This is a genomic window from Ensifer adhaerens, assembly GCF_020035535.1.
In the GTDB taxonomy this organism is placed as follows: domain Bacteria; phylum Pseudomonadota; class Alphaproteobacteria; order Rhizobiales; family Rhizobiaceae; genus Ensifer.
On the sequence record NZ_CP083350.1, the window covers coordinates 2,648,318 to 2,663,404 of the forward strand.

General features: G+C 63.5%; 12 protein-coding genes. 7 read left to right on the plus strand and 5 right to left on the minus strand.

From position 1 onward, the window contains the following. The first annotated feature begins 54 nt into the window (after window positions 1–54). Both LAC81_RS32145 and guaD read left to right on the plus strand, forming a co-directional pair. Complete coding sequence (locus LAC81_RS32145) at window positions 55–1,293, plus strand: urate hydroxylase PuuD (protein WP_223728678.1); 1,239 nt, start codon at window positions 55–57, stop codon at window positions 1,291–1,293. Further along, window positions 1,290–2,639, plus strand: coding sequence for a guanine deaminase (guaD, locus tag LAC81_RS32150; RefSeq protein WP_223728679.1), 1,350 nt, complete (start codon window positions 1,290–1,292; stop codon window positions 2,637–2,639). Before LAC81_RS32145 ends, guaD begins: the two co-directional genes overlap by 4 nt. Before the next feature lie 107 nt (window positions 2,640–2,746). On the opposite strand, the gene LAC81_RS32155 is transcribed toward guaD, so the two are convergent. Further along, a complete protein-coding gene (locus tag LAC81_RS32155; protein WP_223728680.1) occupies window positions 2,747–3,568 on the minus strand; it encodes an IclR family transcriptional regulator in 822 nt (273 codons plus the stop codon). Window positions 3,569–3,738: 170 nt separating this feature from the next. Between LAC81_RS32155 and gcl the strand changes: the two genes are divergently transcribed. From gcl to LAC81_RS32175, 4 genes are all read left to right on the plus strand, one after another. Further along, complete coding sequence (gene gcl, locus LAC81_RS32160) at window positions 3,739–5,523, plus strand: glyoxylate carboligase (protein ID WP_223728681.1); 1,785 nt, start codon at window positions 3,739–3,741, stop codon at window positions 5,521–5,523. Between the two features lie 78 nt (window positions 5,524–5,601). Beyond that, window positions 5,602–6,417, plus strand: coding sequence for a hydroxypyruvate isomerase (hyi, locus tag LAC81_RS32165; RefSeq protein WP_223728682.1), 816 nt, complete (start codon window positions 5,602–5,604; stop codon window positions 6,415–6,417). Between the two features lie 5 nt (window positions 6,418–6,422). Continuing rightward, on the plus strand, window positions 6,423–7,307 hold the full coding sequence (locus LAC81_RS32170) for a 2-hydroxy-3-oxopropionate reductase (RefSeq protein WP_113535225.1): 885 nt from the start codon (window positions 6,423–6,425) through the stop codon (window positions 7,305–7,307). A 173-nt stretch (window positions 7,308–7,480) separates the two neighbouring features. Then, window positions 7,481–8,749, plus strand: a complete 1,269-nt coding sequence (locus LAC81_RS32175) for a glycerate kinase type-2 family protein (protein WP_113535224.1) — start codon at window positions 7,481–7,483, stop codon at window positions 8,747–8,749. 39 nt (window positions 8,750–8,788) lie between these two features. On the opposite strand, the gene hpaH is transcribed toward LAC81_RS32175, so the two are convergent. The 3 genes from hpaH to LAC81_RS32190 all read right to left on the minus strand — a co-directional run bounded on the left by hpaH (window position 8,789) and on the right by LAC81_RS32190 (window position 11,153). After that, entirely contained in the window at window positions 8,789–9,592 is an 804-nt protein-coding gene (hpaH, locus tag LAC81_RS32180) for a 2-oxo-hept-4-ene-1,7-dioate hydratase (protein WP_223728683.1), read from the minus strand. Between the two features lie 74 nt (window positions 9,593–9,666). Continuing rightward, entirely contained in the window at window positions 9,667–10,281 is a 615-nt protein-coding gene (locus LAC81_RS32185) for a LysE family translocator (protein WP_223728684.1), read from the minus strand. A 212-nt stretch (window positions 10,282–10,493) separates the two neighbouring features. Next, window positions 10,494–11,153 (minus strand): response regulator, encoded by a 660-nt coding sequence (locus tag LAC81_RS32190; protein WP_223728685.1) that lies wholly within the window; start codon window positions 11,151–11,153, stop codon window positions 10,494–10,496. Between the two features lie 69 nt (window positions 11,154–11,222). Between LAC81_RS32190 and LAC81_RS32195 the strand changes: the two genes are divergently transcribed. After that, window positions 11,223–13,010 carry a hybrid sensor histidine kinase/response regulator gene (locus tag LAC81_RS32195; protein ID WP_223728686.1) on the plus strand — a complete coding sequence of 596 codons (1,788 nt, stop codon included), beginning with the start codon at window positions 11,223–11,225 and terminating at the stop codon, window positions 13,008–13,010. On the opposite strand, the gene pbpC is transcribed toward LAC81_RS32195, so the two are convergent. Further along, window positions 13,000–15,081 carry a penicillin-binding protein 1C gene (gene pbpC, locus LAC81_RS32200; RefSeq protein WP_223728687.1) on the minus strand — a complete coding sequence of 694 codons (2,082 nt, stop codon included), beginning with the start codon at window positions 15,079–15,081 and terminating at the stop codon, window positions 13,000–13,002. The genes LAC81_RS32195 and pbpC overlap by 11 nt on opposite strands. Window positions 15,082–15,087 lie beyond the last annotated feature (6 nt).

Sequence of the window (15,087 nt, forward strand, 5' to 3'; positions counted from 1 at the left end):
CCCGCGACCTCCAGCAATGACACATAATGGCTGGAGGAGAAATGGGAGAATTGCATGTACGACTATGCCATCGCCTGGGATTGGCTGACCTTTGCCGTGAGATGGCTGCACGTCATCACCGCCATTGCATGGATCGGTTCGTCCTTTTACTTCGTCGCCCTTGACCTCGGTCTGAAGAAGCATCCCGGCCTGCCCGTCGGCGCCTATGGCGAAGAATGGCAGGTGCACGGCGGTGGCTTCTACCATATCCAGAAGTACCTGGTTGCGCCGGCCAACATGCCGGAACACCTGATCTGGTTCAAATGGGAGTCCTACGTCGCCTGGCTCTCGGGCTTCGGCATGTTGTGCCTGGTCTATTATGCCGGCGCGGACCTCTACCTGATTGATCCGAACGTGCTCGATGTCTCGAAGCCGGTGGCGATCGCCATTTCGCTTGCCTCGATCGCCTTTGGCTGGCTCGCCTATGACACCATCTGCAAGTCGCCACTCGGCCGTGACAACACGCGACTGATGGTGCTGCTCTACTTCATCCTGGTCGCCATGGCCTGGGGCTACACGCAGCTCTTCACCGGCCGCGCGGCCTTCCTGCATCTCGGTGCGTTTACCGCAACGATCATGTCGGCCAACGTCTTCTTCATCATCATCCCGAACCAGAAGGTGGTCGTCGGCGACCTGATCGCCGGCCGCACGCCGGACGCCAAATACGGCGTGATTGCCAAGCAGCGCTCGACCCACAACAACTACCTGACGCTGCCGGTTCTGTTCCTGATGCTGTCGAATCACTATCCGCTGGCCTTCGGAACCCAGTACAACTGGATCATCGCCTCGCTGGTCTTCCTGATGGGCGTCACCATCCGCCACTACTTCAACACCCGGCACGCGAACAAGGGTAACCCGACCTGGACCTGGCTCGTCACCGCGCTGCTCTTCGTCGCGATCATGTGGCTGTCGACCGTGCCGAGGATTTTGGCCGGCGGCGGCGAGGAGAAGATCTCGGCCGCGCAGCAGCCCTTCGTGACGGCAGAAGCTTTCCCGAAGGTGCGCGACACGGTGCTCGGCCGTTGTTCCATGTGCCATGCCAAGGAGCCCGGTTGGGAAGGTATCGTCGTGCCGCCGAAGGGCGTGACGCTCGAAACCGACACCGAGATCGCCAACCACGCGCGCGAAATCTATCTGCAGGCCGGCCGCACCCACGCAATGCCGCCCGCCAATGTCACCGGCGTATCGGACGAGGAGCGGCAGCTGCTCGTCGCCTGGTACGAATCCGTCGTGAATGGAGGCAAGACCCAATGACCGATTTGCTGATCCGGGGCCGCGTGCTCACCTTCGTCGAGGAGCCCAGGGGTATCGACGATGCGGCCTCCTATCGTTACTTCGAGGATGGCGCCGTGCTGGTGCGGGGCGGCAAGGTCGCCGATATCGGCGAACATGCCGAGGTTGCCCGCCGCGCCGGCGCCGGCGTCAAGGTCGCCGACCATCGCCCCAACCTCGTGCTGCCCGGTCTGATCGATACGCATCTGCATTTCCCGCAGACGCAGGCGATCGCTTCCTACGGCGCTCAGCTTCTTGAATGGCTGAACACCTACATCTTCGTCGAGGAACAGAAGTTCCGGAAGCCGGAACATGCCAACTTCATCGCCGGCCGCTTCATGGACGAGCTCCTGTCCAACGGCACGACGACGGCGGTCGCCTATTGCTCCGTGCATCCGGAAAGCGTGGACGCCTACTTCGGCGCGGCGGAAGCACGCGGCATGCTGATGATCGGCGGCAAGGTGATGATGGACCGCAACGCGCCCGATGCGCTGCGCGACACGCCACAACAGGGCTATGACGAGACGAAGGCGCTGATCGCCAAATGGCATGGCCGCGGCCGCGCGCACTACGCCATCAGCCCGCGCTTTGCCATCACCTCGACCCCGGAGCAGATGGAGGCGAGCAGGACGCTCGTCGCCGAGCATCCGGAATGCTACGTGCAGACGCATCTTTCCGAAAACAGGGACGAGATTGCCTTTGCGACCTCGCTCTATCCGGAGGCGAAGGACTATACCGACATCTATGCGCGCTACGATCTCCTGACGCGCAAGACCTTGCTCGGTCATTGTATCTATCTGAGCGATCGCGAGATCTCGGTTCTCGCCGAGACCGGGGCCGTCGGCACCTTCTGCCCGACCTCGAACCTCTTCCTCGGCTCCGGTCTCTTCGACCGGGATCGCTTCGACAAGCTCGGTGCCCGCTGGTCGGTCGCGACCGATGTCGGCGCCGGAACGAGCTTCTCGATGCTGGAGACGATGGACGAGGCCTACAAGGTGCTGCACCTGCAGGGCCAGCGGCTGACGCCGTTCAATTCCTTCTACCGCATGACGCTCGGCAACGCCCGCGCGCTCGATCTCGACGACCGCATCGGCTCCCTTCATGTCGGCGCGGATGCCGATATCGTCGTGCTCGACAGTCGCGCCAAGCCGTCGATGGAGCTTCGCATGCGGGTTGCCGGTTCGCTCGCGGAAGAGCTCTTCATCTTGCAGACCATGGGCGATGACCGCTGCGTCACTGAAACCTACGTCGCCGGCAAGCCGATGAAGGGTGCCACCAGCGGTGTGAAGGACACGACACCGGCGGCCAAACGCCTCGAAGCCGTCTGACCGGCATAGCACCGCGTTCTCAGGGCTTGCAGATCTGCAAGGATCTGCAAGCCTTTTTGTTTGCGTGCAGCCTATTCCAACCGTATGCGCGGCGCCTGCTTGATCGCTTACAGTTCTTCCGGCCGTTTGCCGCCCATCGCTTTGGTCAGGGCGTCGGCGCGTTCGCGCACCACAGGGCCGAAGATCGAGAGCTTCTGATCGCTGACGCGGACCGACGGGCCGGAGATGGAGATGCCGGCAATCGTTTCGCCATATTCGTTGAAGATCGGTGCTGCGACGCAGCGCATACCGAGCGTGTGCTCCTCGTCGTCGACCGACCAACCGCGGTGGCGGATCTCCTGGATGTCCTTCAGCAGTGCCGGCAGCGTGTCGCGGGTCTTGTCGGTAAAATGCGCGAGCTCGCGGCCATGGAGAAGCTGGGCGATGTCCTTGTCGGACCAGGTGGACAGGATGGCCTTGCCGATGCCGGAGGCATGAACCGGGCCGCGGCGGCCCGGGCGAAAGAAGGCGCGCATTGGCGCGTGGCTTTCGACCTGCGAGATGAAGACGACGTCGCCGCCTTCCTCAATGCCGATATTGGCCGTCTCGCCACTTTCCTCCATGAGCCCCTTGAGGAATGGCCGGCTGATGGTGCCGAGCTTGCGGAAGCGCAGATAGGCATTGCCGATTTCGAATGCCTTGAGCCCGACGGTCCAGGCGCCGGTATCCGGGTCGTTCATGACCATGCCGTGGCCGGAAAGCGTCGTCAGCAGGCGGTGAACCGTGGAGGGCGCCATGCCGGTTTCGTCGGCAAGCTGGGTCAAGGTCGAGCCGTCGCCCTTAGCCACCACCGTCAGCAGAGCAAGGCTGCGGTCCAGCACCTGGACGGAGGACGGCGCAGCATTCTCGCCCGCCTTGCGTCCGCGTTTTCCCCTGCCGTTGCCGTCCATCGAAGCCTCTCTGCAAATCACATCTCTCGCCATCATCCTCTATCAGGCCCAGCTGCGATTTTCTCCGAATTGTTGAAAATCTTTATTTCCACATGATGGAAATGATTTCCATTTATTTATTGCGCGGCGAAAATAATGGATTATGTTTTCAGGAAATAGGAGGAGTTCCCATGGCTAAGATGCGTGCCGTCGACGCGGCTGTTTATGTTCTGGAGAAGGAAGGCATCGATTGTGCCTTCGGCGTACCGGGTGCCGCCATCAACCCGTTCTACTCGGCGCTGAAGGCGCGCGGCTCGGTTCGCCATATCCTGGCACGCCACGTTGAAGGTGCCTCGCATATGGCGGAGGGCTACACCCGCGCCAAGCATGGCAACATCGGCGTCTGCATCGGCACGTCGGGCCCGGCCGGTACCGACATGATCACCGGCCTCTATTCGGCCCAGGCGGATTCGATCCCGATCCTTTGCATCACCGGCCAGGCGCCGCGTGCACGCCTCGACAAGGAAGATTTCCAGGCCGTCGATATCTCGAAGATCGCCGCACCCGTCACCAAATGGGCGGTCACCGTCATGGAGCCGGCACTCGTTCCCTTCGTCTTCCAGAAGGCATTCCATATCATGCGCTCCGGCCGTCCCGGCCCGGTCCTGATCGACCTCCCGGTCGACGTTCAGCTGGCCGAGATCGAGTTCGATCCGGACACCTATCAGCCGCTCGAACCCTACAAGCCGAAGGCGACACGCGCCCAGGCGGAGAAGGCTCTGGCGATGCTGAACGAGGCGGAACGTCCGCTGATCGTCGCCGGCGGCGGCATCATCAATGCCGACGCTTCTGACCTTCTGACCGAATTTGCCGAGATCACCGGCATACCGGTTATTCCGACGCTGATGGGCTGGGGCACGATCCCGGACGATCACCCGCTGATGGCCGGCATTTGCGGTTTGCAGACCTCGCACCGCTATGGCAACGCGAACCTGCTCGCCTCCGACTTCGTTCTCGGTGTCGGCAACCGCTGGGCCAACCGCCACACCGGCAACGTCCCGACCTATACGGAAGGCCGCAAGTTCGTTCACGTCGACATCGAGCCGACCCAGATCGGCCGCGTCTTCGCGCCCGATTTCGGTATCGTCTCGGATGCCGGGGCCGCGCTGAAGCTCTTCCTCGATGTCGCGACGGAATGGAAGACAGCTGGCAAGCTGCGTGACTGGTCCGTCTGGGCGGAAGAGTGCCGCGAGCGCAAGCGCACCATGCTGCGCAAGACACACTTCGACCAGACGCCGCTGAAGCCCCAGCGTGTCTATGAAGAAATGAACAAGGCCTTCGGCCGCGACACCTGCTATGTTTCGACCATCGGCCTCAGCCAGATCGCCGGCGCGCAGTTCCTGCACGTTTACAAGCCGCGCAACTGGATCAATTGCGGCCAGGCCGGCCCGCTCGGCTGGACCCTGCCTGCCGCTCTTGGTGTTCGCGCCGCCGATCCCAACCGGCCGATCGTTGCGCTCTCGGGCGACTACGACTTCCAGTTCATGATCGAGGAACTGGCCGTCGGTGCCCAGCACAAGCTGCCCTACCTGCATGTGGTCGTGAACAATTCCTATCTCGGCCTCATCCGCCAGGCACAGCGCGGCTTCAACATGGACTTCGAGGTCAGCCTCGCCTTCGACAACATCAACGCCTCGGGCGATGCGGAGAAGGGCTACGGCGTCGACCACGTCGCGGTTGCCGAAGGTCTCGGCTGCAAGGCGATCCGGGTGCGCAGCCCGAACGAGTTCCAGGAGGCCTTCGACCGTGCCCGTGCCCTAATGGATGAGCACCAGGTTCCCGTCGTCATCGAGTTCATCCTGGAGCGCGTCACCAACATCTCCATGGGCGCCGACATCAACGCCGTCGTCGAGTTCGAGGAACTGGCGACCCGCGGCGAGGACGTGCCGACCGCGATCACGGCGCTGCTCGACTGAGGCCACCTGACTGACGAGATGCAGGCGGTCAGCCGCCCGCATCTCGCTCCAAAGACAAACACAAGGAGGAAGCATCGCATGGCGAAGTTCGCTGCGAACCTGACAATGTTGTTCAACGAGGTGCCGTTCCTCGACCGTTTCGCCCTTGCTGCCAAGGCTGGCTTCGACGGCGTGGAATATCTGTTTCCCTACGAATTCGAGAAGGTGAGCCTGCGCGCCGAACTTCAGCGCCACGGCCTCACTCAGGTTCTGCACAACCTGCCGGCCGGTGATTGGGCACGCGGCGAACGCGGCATCGCCATTCTGCCGGACCGGGTCGCCGAATTCCGCAAGGGTGTAGCGAGCGCGATCGATTATGCGACGGCGCTCGATTGCCGCCAAGTCAACTGCCTCGTCGGCATCGCGCCTGATGGTGTCTCCGACAGCATCCTGCGCAAGACGCTGGTCGCCAACCTCAAGCTCGCAGCCAGCGAACTCGGCAAGCACGGCATTCGCCTGCTGATCGAGCCGATCAACCGCTTCGACATTCCGGGCTTCTACCTCAACACTGTTGGCCAGGCTGCTTCGATCATCGAGGAAGTCGGCAGCGACAACCTCTTTATCCAGTACGATCTTTACCACCAGCAGCGCACCGAGGGTGAACTGGTCGGCACCTACAAGCGTTATGCCAACCGCATCGCCCACGTCCAGCTTGCCGACAACCCCGGCCGCAACGAGCCCGGCACCGGCGAGATCAACTATCCGTTCGTCTTCGACGCACTGGAAGAGGCCGGCTACGACGGCTGGATCGGCTGCGAATACAAGCCGCGCACCACGACGGCCGATGGCCTTGGCTGGCTCGGCACCGAGCGCCAGCGCACCCAATCCGCAGACATCATCAAGATCAGGAGCTAAGCACCATGGCAACAATCGGTTTCATTGGACTGGGTATCATGGGCACGCCGATGGCGCGCCACCTGCAGGATGCCGGCCACACCATCGTCACCTCGAAGTTCGTCATTCCCCCACGCCAGGAACTGCTCGACAACGGCCTCAAGTTCGTCGACTCGCCGAAGGCGCTGGCCGAAACCGTCGACACGATTATCCTGATGTTGCCGGACACCCCTGAGGTCAAGGACGTCCTCTTCGGCGAAAACGGCGTTGCCTACGGTCTTTCGAAGGGTAAGCTCGTCATCGACATGAGCTCGATCTCGCCGATCGAGACGAAGGAGTTCGCCAAGAAGGTACGCGAGACCGGAGCCGAATATATCGACGCCCCGGTCTCCGGCGGCGAAGTCGGCGCCAAGAACGCCTCGCTGTCGATCATGGCGGGCGGCTCCCAGGAAAGCTTCGACCGCGCCCTGCCGCTCCTCCAGTTGATGGGCAAGAACATCACGCTCGTCGGCGATTGCGGCGACGGCCAGGTCACCAAGGTTGCCAACCAGATCATCGTCGCGCTGACGATCGAGGCTGTATCGGAAGCGCTCGTCTTCGCGTCGAAGGCTGGTGCCGATCCGGCACGCGTCCGCGAGGCACTGATGGGCGGCTTTGCCTCCTCGCGTATTCTCGAGGTTCACGGTGAACGCATGATCAAGCGCACCTTCGACCCGGGGTTCCGCATCTCGCTGCACCAGAAGGACCTGAACCTGGCCCTCCAGGGTGCGAAGTCGCTCGGCATTTCGCTGCCGAACACCGCAGCAACGCAGGAGCTCTTCAACAACTGCGCCGCCAATGGCGACAGCGGCCTCGACCACTCCGGCCTTGTCCGCGCACTCGAGCGCATGGCGAACCACCAGGTCGCCTGATCCTTTTGTCAGAGTAAAAATGCGCATGACTCGTCCGGCAACCCATTGCGCCGGGCCGGTCATGTGTCCGGGCGGCGGTTGGAGGAACCGCCGCCCGAGACCTTCAAGCAATCCAGGAAAAGTGCGAAGCGGTTTTCCGTCAGATATTGCGCTAGTGCTCTAGGGGGAGACCAATGCCAGCCATCACCGACCCACGCAGCTTCCTGGAGACACTGTTCACCTCGGCCGTTGCCGCCGCCGACCCGGAACGGGTGATCGCTGCAAATCTGCCCGAGCGGCCAAAGGGGCGCACGGTCGTCGTCGGCGCCGGTAAGGGCGCAGCCCAGATGGCGGCCGCGTTCGAGCGTCATTGGGATGGTCCGCTCTCGGGCGTGGTCGTCACCCGCTATGGCTACGCTGCTCCGTGCAAGAAAATCGAGGTCCTCGAGGCATCGCATCCGCTCCCGGATGAAAACGGTCTGCAGGCCGCTAAGCGACTGCTGGCCGAGGTCAGCGGACTGACGGAGGACGACCTCGTCGTCGCGCTCGTCTGTGGCGGTGGTTCGGCATTGTTGCCTGCACCGCCATCCGGCCTGACGCTGGAGGACGAGATTGCTGTCAATCGGGCACTGCTTGCCTCTGGCGCGCCGATCAGCGCCATGAATGCGGTGCGCAAGCACGTCTCGCTGATCAAGGGCGGCAGGCTCGCCGCCGCCGCCTATCCGGCCAAGGTGGTTTCGTTGATCGTTTCCGATATTCCGGGCGATGACCCGGCGCTGGTCGCTTCCGGGCCTACGTTGCCGGATGTCAGCAATCGCGAAGACGCCCTGACGCTCGTCGAACGTTACGACCTGCAACTGCCTGCGACAGTCATGGCCTGGCTCAAGAACCCGGAAAGCGCTGCGCCGTTGCCTGATGATCCGCGTTTTGCCCGAAACGAAGTCCGGCTCATCGCGTCCGCGTCTGTTTCGTTGGAGGCTGCTGCCGCACAGGCGCAGGCGGCCGGCATCGAGGCGATCATTCTTTCCGATGCGATCGAGGGCGAGGCGCGCGACGTCGGTCGTGTCCACGCGGCAATCGCCCGGGAGGTTGCCGGCCGCGGCCGGCCGTTCACCAAACCGGTTGTCGTTCTCTCCGGCGGAGAGACGACCGTCACCATCCGCGGCAAGGGCAAGGGCGGTCGCAACAGCGAGTTCCTGCTGGCGCTGGCGCTCGGGATCGACGGTGCCAAGGGCGTCTCGGCGCTCGCCGCCGATACCGACGGCATCGATGGGTCGGAAGACAATGCCGGCGCCTTTGCCGATGACACGACGATCGCAAGGCTGGTCGCACAACGCATCGATGCGGCAGCACTTTTGCAGAAGAACGACAGCTGGTCGGCGTTCGATGCGCTCGGCGATCTCTTCAAGCCGGGGCCGACCGGCACCAATGTGAACGATTTCCGCGCCATCCTGGTGCAGTGAAACAGCGTGACGGCGTGCCGCGCCCGTCATCGTCCACATTCATGCGAAGTGGCAGCTCACCGAGCCGTAGGCGCCGAAGTCGGCGACGATCGTGTCGCCGCTCCTGGCTTCGAGGGTGCGGATAAAGGAACCCGAAAGTACGATCTGACCAGGTTCGATTGCGTCGCCGCACTGCGCCAGCCGGTTGGCAAGCCAGGCGATGCCGCGAGCGGGATGGTTGAGCACGCCGGCGGCCAGCCCCGTCTCCTCGATCACCGCATTGCGTGAAACGATCGCGCCCATCCAGCGCATGTCGACCGTATCGGGACGCACAGCACGCCCGCCCAGGATGAGACCGCCATTGGCGGCGTTGTCGGATATCGCATCGACGAGGGTGCGCGCCTTCTTTGTCTTCGGATCCGTGCGGACGATGCGGCTGTCGAGAATTTCAAGCGCCGGCATCACATAGTCGGTAGCGTTCAGCACCTGGACGATGTTGACGCGCGGGCCCTTGAGCCCGGTTTTCATGATAAAGGCGATCTCGGCTTCGACGCGTGGCTGGATGAAGCGTTCGGCGGGTATGGTCGCGCCGTCGTCGAACTGCATATTGTCAAAGAGCACGCCCGAATCCGGCGTGTCGATGCCGAGCGCCTGCTGCATGGCGTTGGAGGTGAGCCCGATCTTCCAGCCGATGATGCGATGGCCATCCTCGCGCTTGCGCCGGACCCAGGCCGCCTGGATCGCATAGGCGTCCTCGACGGTCATCTCAGGGTGCTTGAGCGATAGAAGTCCGATCTGCTTTCGATCGTGCTCTGCTTGATGCAGGCATTCAGTGGCCTTGGCGATCTCGGTTGCATTCAGCATGGTGCGCCCCTCGACTTCAGCGTGTTTGAGGATACACCAAGCTCGTGACGTGGGCACGGGCCGTCTTTGGGCGATCAGATGGGTTGGCTCGCGAGCATCAGGCCGAGGCCGATGAGGATCGAGCCGCAGGCGCGCGGCACCAGACGGCCGGCGCCGTCAGCGAAGCGCCCAAGCGTGAACGAAGCGAGGAACACCGCTGCGACGTCCGCCACCGACAAGGCAAGGTTCACCAGCAGGCCGAACATCAGGAACTGCGCCGATACCGAAATCGAGGCCGCGGGATCGACGAATTGCGGCAGGAAGGTCACGAAGAACAGCGCCGTCTTGGGGTTGAGGATCTCGACCACGATGCTGTCGCGCAGTACCCCCGGTTTGACCGCGTCCGTATGGGCGGAGTGCTTGCCAAGTCCAAGCAACATGGTTGCGCCGAGCCAGACGAGATAGGCGGCGCCTGCAAGCTTGATCGCCGCATAGAGAACCGGCGCGTGGTGAAGCAGTGCGGCGAGGCCGAGAGCCGCGGCGGCGATATGAACGTAACAACCGAGATGGATGCCAAGTGCCGCAAGAAGGCCGGCTTTTCGACCATGCGCCAATGTTTGCGCCGTCATGTAGAGGATGGCGGGGCCAGGCATGAAAGCGAAGACCGCCGTTGCCAGCGCGAACGAAATCCAGTGCTCCACCGAAGGCATGGCGGTTCCTTGCGATATGGCCGGCCCTCGCGGGGCCGGTGTTGTTTCGCCGGGCCACGGTTTTCGTGGCGCGATGTGGCGGGAGAACTACGCCTGGTTGTGCCGGGGCGATATACGGCAGGTGCCGTATTTCGGCGTCGCGGCAGCGGCACCTATGATGTGGTGGTTAAGGGACTGTGACCGTCGCGGGCTCAGGAGAGGAAATGAGGACGTCAGCCGATCGGCAGGCCGATGCGCACCGCATAGGCCGCGATCTCCGCCGCGTTGTGCAGGTTGAGCTTGCGCATCAGGTTTTCGCGGTGTTTGCGCGCCGTCAGCGGGCTGATGCCCAAGCGATCGGCGGTTTCACGGGACGTCAGCCCTTGTGCGGCGAGCGACAGGATCTGCATCTCGCGTCGGGTGAGGGGTATGGGTGAAAGCGCCACGTCGGTCATCGGAGGCGGCTGGTGGCTGCGCGGATCGTCGACAGCAAAGCGCACGGACTGGCTGAGATAGATTTCGTTCCGCAGCATGGCATCAAGCGCGTCAGTCAATTCCGCCGGATCCCCGCTCTTCGTCAGGTAGCCGCTGGCACCGGCTGCGATCGTGGCACGCACGGTTCGCGGCTCGATGTTGGCGGTCAGTACCAGGATCTTCATGCGTGGGGCGATGGCCCTGAGTTCGCTGATGAACTGTACGCCAGCGACGCCCGGCATGCCGAGATCGAGGATCACCAGGTCGGTGCTACCGGCGCGAACGATGCTGGCCAGCGCCTCGCCGTCGGCAGCCTCCGCAACCACCGATACATGATCCATGGTGGAGAGCAGCAGCTTCAGACCTTCGCGGACGATAGCGTGATCGTCGGCCACCACGACCGTCAGTAGCTTGCGCATGTAAGTAATCCTTCATCGAATTCGGGCATTTCTCAGCGGATACCGCGCAATACGGGGAGAAGAGTGGCAATGGAGACTCGCGAACAGCTGCAACCTCTCCTGATAGACTTATTATTTCGTCAATCTTACGCGGTGCTTTTTGCCAATTTTGCAATTCCACTGCCGGTTGCCTACGTCCTGCGCGATCTGTTGTCCGAGGAGCTCCTGCTTTCCTGGGTCGCAGCACTTTACCTGCTGACCACCGCCCGCATCCTTCTCGATTGGCGCTATCGGCGGCAGAAACCTGAGGCGCGGAGCGGGGACTGGCGCCGGTGGGCCTGGCGCTTCACGCTGCTTTCGTGGATCTCGAGCGGCCTCTGGGGCGCGCTTGGCTGGTTTGCCTTCCATCCGAACGAGCCGCAGACGCTTGCCTTCATCTGCATCGTGATCACGGGCATTGCCAGCGGTGCGGTGCCGTCGCTGTCGGCCTTTCCGCTGGCCTATGCCGGTTCGCTGGTAGCGATCCTGCTGCCATTCGCGATCCGCTGCTTCCTGGGCGAGGGGCCGCTCTACGATACTTATCTGATCTTCACCACCTGTCTGTTCGGGGTCGACCTCTATTACAGCCGCGTCACCCACCGGACGCTCGCCGAAACGGCAAGGCTCCGGTTCGAAAACCTGTCGCTGATCGGCAGCCTGCAGGAACAGCGCGACAGGGCGCAAAGTGCGGATCGCGCCAAATCGCGCTTTCTGGCCGCTGCCAGCCACGATCTGCGCCAGCCGATCCACGCGCTCGGCCTTTTCATCTCGACGCTTGGCGCGCTGGGTCGCAATGGCGACGTGCCGGCAAGAAGTGCCTGTGAGCTCGCCGAGCGTGCGCGGTCGGTAATCGGCAATCTGAGCGGTCTGCTGGACGCCCTGCTGGATATTTCCAAGCTTGATGCCGGTGTCTTGACCGTGGCGCGCGAGCCGGTCGCGTTGCGGCGACTGTTCTCCGATCTCAAGGCGGAATATGCGGGCATTGCCGGCGGGCAGGGGCTCGACTGGCGTGTCATGACGACGGACATCTGGGTCGATACCGATCCGATGATGCTGAAGCGAATTCTCGACAATCTGATTTCCAATGCCTTTCGCTACACGCAGACCGGCACGGTCCTGCTCGGTTGCAGGCGCCGTGGCGCCGAGGTGGAAATCCAGGTCTGGGACACGGGGGTTGGAATCCCTAAGGCTGAGCAGGAGGCGGTCTTCGAGGAGTTCGTCCAGCTCGCGAACCCGGCGCGCGACCGGACACAAGGGCTCGGTCTGGGGCTTGCGATCGTAGAGCGGACCGCGGCACTGCTCGGACATCGGGTCAAAGTGGTCTCGAAGGAAGGCCGCGGCTCGACCTTTTCCATCATCGTGCCGGTGACCGCGCCGCTCCCTGTGTCGCCCAGCAGCCGCGCGGGCCCGGCTGCCGCCACGCAGAACGGCGGCATCATCGTCGTTGATGACGAGCGGGACGCGCTGGACGCGACGGCATTGCTCCTGACAACGCTAGGCTACCGCGTCTATGCCGGTCGTTCGGCCGCAGCGGCCTGCCGCGAGCACGCCAAGGCCGCAAGCCAGAATGAGGCGCCGGTCGACCTCGTCCTCACGGACTATCGTCTCGAAGACGGGCAGACGGGGATCGGAGCCATTCGTGACGTCAGCCGCTATTTCGGTCGGGACGTGCCGGCCCTGATCCTCTCCGGGGATACATCTCCGGCGCGGCTCAAGGAGGTGACCGAAAGCGGCTATCGACTCCTGCACAAGCCGCTCGATGCGGCGCGGCTGGAGGAGGAGATCGAAGCGATGGTGGCCGGCGACGCGGTGCGTGAGTGTAGCACTGCTACTGGATGAACACGCGCACGCTGGCGGCGCGGCCGACAGAATCGATGACCGTCAGTGTCGAATAGCCGACGCCGTCCGGCTGCCATTGTGTCACCCGGCGACGGCTCAGTTCCGGCAAGGGCCGACCGTTGGCAAGCCACCGGAACGGTGCTCGCCCGCCCTGGAGCTTGAGTGTCAGCGGCGAGATTGCCTGGTGGTCCATGCCGAGTTCGACGCGCGCCCCCTCGGGCGGGAAGACGATCTGCGGCGCCGGTTCGCGGGCAGAGGCATTGACGAGACCGCTCGCAGTCAGCGAGAAACGGCGCTGGCTGATCGGCAGTTCCGCGTGCGAAATACGGATTGCACCGGCCGGCGCATCGGGCAGTGGCGTGATGCCGAAGCCTGACTTGGCGAAGCCTTCGAAGAGAATGGGGGCGGCGCTGCCATAGCCGGTGAGACCGGGAACCGCGCCGTTGTCGGGCCGTCCGACCCAGACCCCGAGCACATGGCGGCCGTCATAGCCGACCGACCAGGCATCGCGGTAGCCATAGCTGGTGCCGGTCTTGTAGGCGATGCCACGCTGACGGCTGCCGGTCGGCGGCAACACGCCGGAGAGCGCATCGGAGACATTCCAGACGGCAACCGGAGACAGCAGCGGTTCGGCTTCGATCAGGCCGGGCTTGCCATCGACGCCGTCACCGAGCCTCAGCGGGAAGCCGCGATTGGCGAGGGCGGCATAGAGCTGGACGAGATCACGCAACGAAAGCCCGACACCGCCAAGACCGATCGCAAGTCCCGGCGCTTCGCCAGCGGGAAGCGCCGGTTTCACCTCGCCGCGGCGGAAGCGCATCATCAGCTCGGCGGGGCCGACAGCGTCGAGGAGGCGGATCGCCGGGACGTTCAGGGACAATTGCAGCGCCTCGCGCACGCTGACATCGCCCTGATAGCTCATGTCGAAATTGCGTGGCCGATAGCCGAAGAAATCCGCCGGCCGATCCTCGATGATCGTCTCCTGGCTGACGAGCCCTTCTTCGAAAGCAAGGCCGTAGATGAAAGGTTTCAGGGTCGAACCCGGCGAGCGCGTGATCCGGGTCATGTCGATCCAGCCGGAGCGGCTCGCATCGAAATAGTCGGCCGATCCGACCGAAGCGACGATCTCTCCGGTCTTCGCATCGGCCATCACCATGGCGACCGAAACCTTCGGCCCCAGCTTGGTAGCGCCATCCCTTGCCACGGCTTCGAGGTTGCGCTGAACGGCAAGGCGTAGGGTTGTCTGGTGCCGAACCGCCTGCGGATCCTTGCGCAACGCCCGCTCGGCGAGATGGGCCGCATAGGCGGGAAGCTGCAGCCGTCGCGAGGGGACGGAGGTGGCGATCGCGCGCTCCGCTTCACCGTCTCCGATCACATCTGCAACCGCCAAGCGAGTGAGCACCCGTTCGCGGGCGGCGACGGCGGCCGCGTGGTTGCGGTCCGGGCGGCGCTTTTCCGGCAGTTGCGGTAGCGCGACGAGCAGGGCTGCTTCGCCAGCGGTCAACCGCTTCGGCTCCTTGCCGAGCCAGGAAAGGCTTGCTGCACGTACGCCCTCGATATTGCCGCCATAGGGGGCATGAGTGAGATAGAGATTGAGGATCTGGTCCTTGGATAGCCGTCGCTCGATCTGGATCGCACGGGCAATCTGCAGCAGCTTGGCCGTGATGGAACGCTGCTGCCGCGGTTCGATCAGCCGCGCGACCTGCATGGAGAGCGTCGAGGCGCCCGAGACGATCCGGCCGTTGCTGACGAATTGCAGCGCGGCGCGGCCGAGCGCCAGGAAATCGACGCCGGAATGCTCCTCGAAACGTTGGTCCTCGTAGGCGATCAGCATCTTCAAAAACTGCGGATCGACATCGTCGACCGTCGTCTTCAGCCGCCAGAGGCCGGCGGGTGTCGCGAAGGCGCGCAGCAACTGCCCATTGGCGTCGTCCACCTCCCGTGAGACGACGCCCGCCTCCGCAAGCGGAGGCGGGAAGGCCTCGTCGGCCTTTTCGATCGCAAAGCCCGTCAGCCCCGTCAGAAGCAAGCAGACGGGCAAGGCGATCAGCAGTTTGCGCCCAATCGACATGATCCA

Bases quoted from the DNA above. Each gene is read 5' to 3' on its own strand.
- LAC81_RS32145 (WP_223728678.1), top strand. From the start codon at position 55: ATGTACGACTATGCCATCGCCTGGGATTGGCTGACCTTTGCCGTGAGA.
- guaD (WP_223728679.1), top strand. From the start codon at position 1,290: ATGACCGATTTGCTGATCCGGGGCCGCGTGCTCACCTTCGTCGAGGAG.
- LAC81_RS32155 (WP_223728680.1), bottom strand. From the start codon at position 3,568: ATGGACGGCAACGGCAGGGGAAAACGCGGACGCAAGGCGGGCGAGAAT.
- gcl (WP_223728681.1), top strand. From the start codon at position 3,739: ATGGCTAAGATGCGTGCCGTCGACGCGGCTGTTTATGTTCTGGAGAAG.
- hyi (WP_223728682.1), top strand. From the start codon at position 5,602: ATGGCGAAGTTCGCTGCGAACCTGACAATGTTGTTCAACGAGGTGCCG.
- LAC81_RS32170 (WP_113535225.1), top strand. From the start codon at position 6,423: ATGGCAACAATCGGTTTCATTGGACTGGGTATCATGGGCACGCCGATG.
- LAC81_RS32175 (WP_113535224.1), top strand. From the start codon at position 7,481: ATGCCAGCCATCACCGACCCACGCAGCTTCCTGGAGACACTGTTCACC.
- hpaH (WP_223728683.1), bottom strand. From the start codon at position 9,592: ATGCTGAATGCAACCGAGATCGCCAAGGCCACTGAATGCCTGCATCAA.
- LAC81_RS32185 (WP_223728684.1), bottom strand. From the start codon at position 10,281: ATGCCTTCGGTGGAGCACTGGATTTCGTTCGCGCTGGCAACGGCGGTC.
- LAC81_RS32190 (WP_223728685.1), bottom strand. From the start codon at position 11,153: ATGCGCAAGCTACTGACGGTCGTGGTGGCCGACGATCACGCTATCGTC.
- LAC81_RS32195 (WP_223728686.1), top strand. From the start codon at position 11,223: ATGGAGACTCGCGAACAGCTGCAACCTCTCCTGATAGACTTATTATTT.
- pbpC (WP_223728687.1), bottom strand. From the start codon at position 15,081: ATGTCGATTGGGCGCAAACTGCTGATCGCCTTGCCCGTCTGCTTGCTT.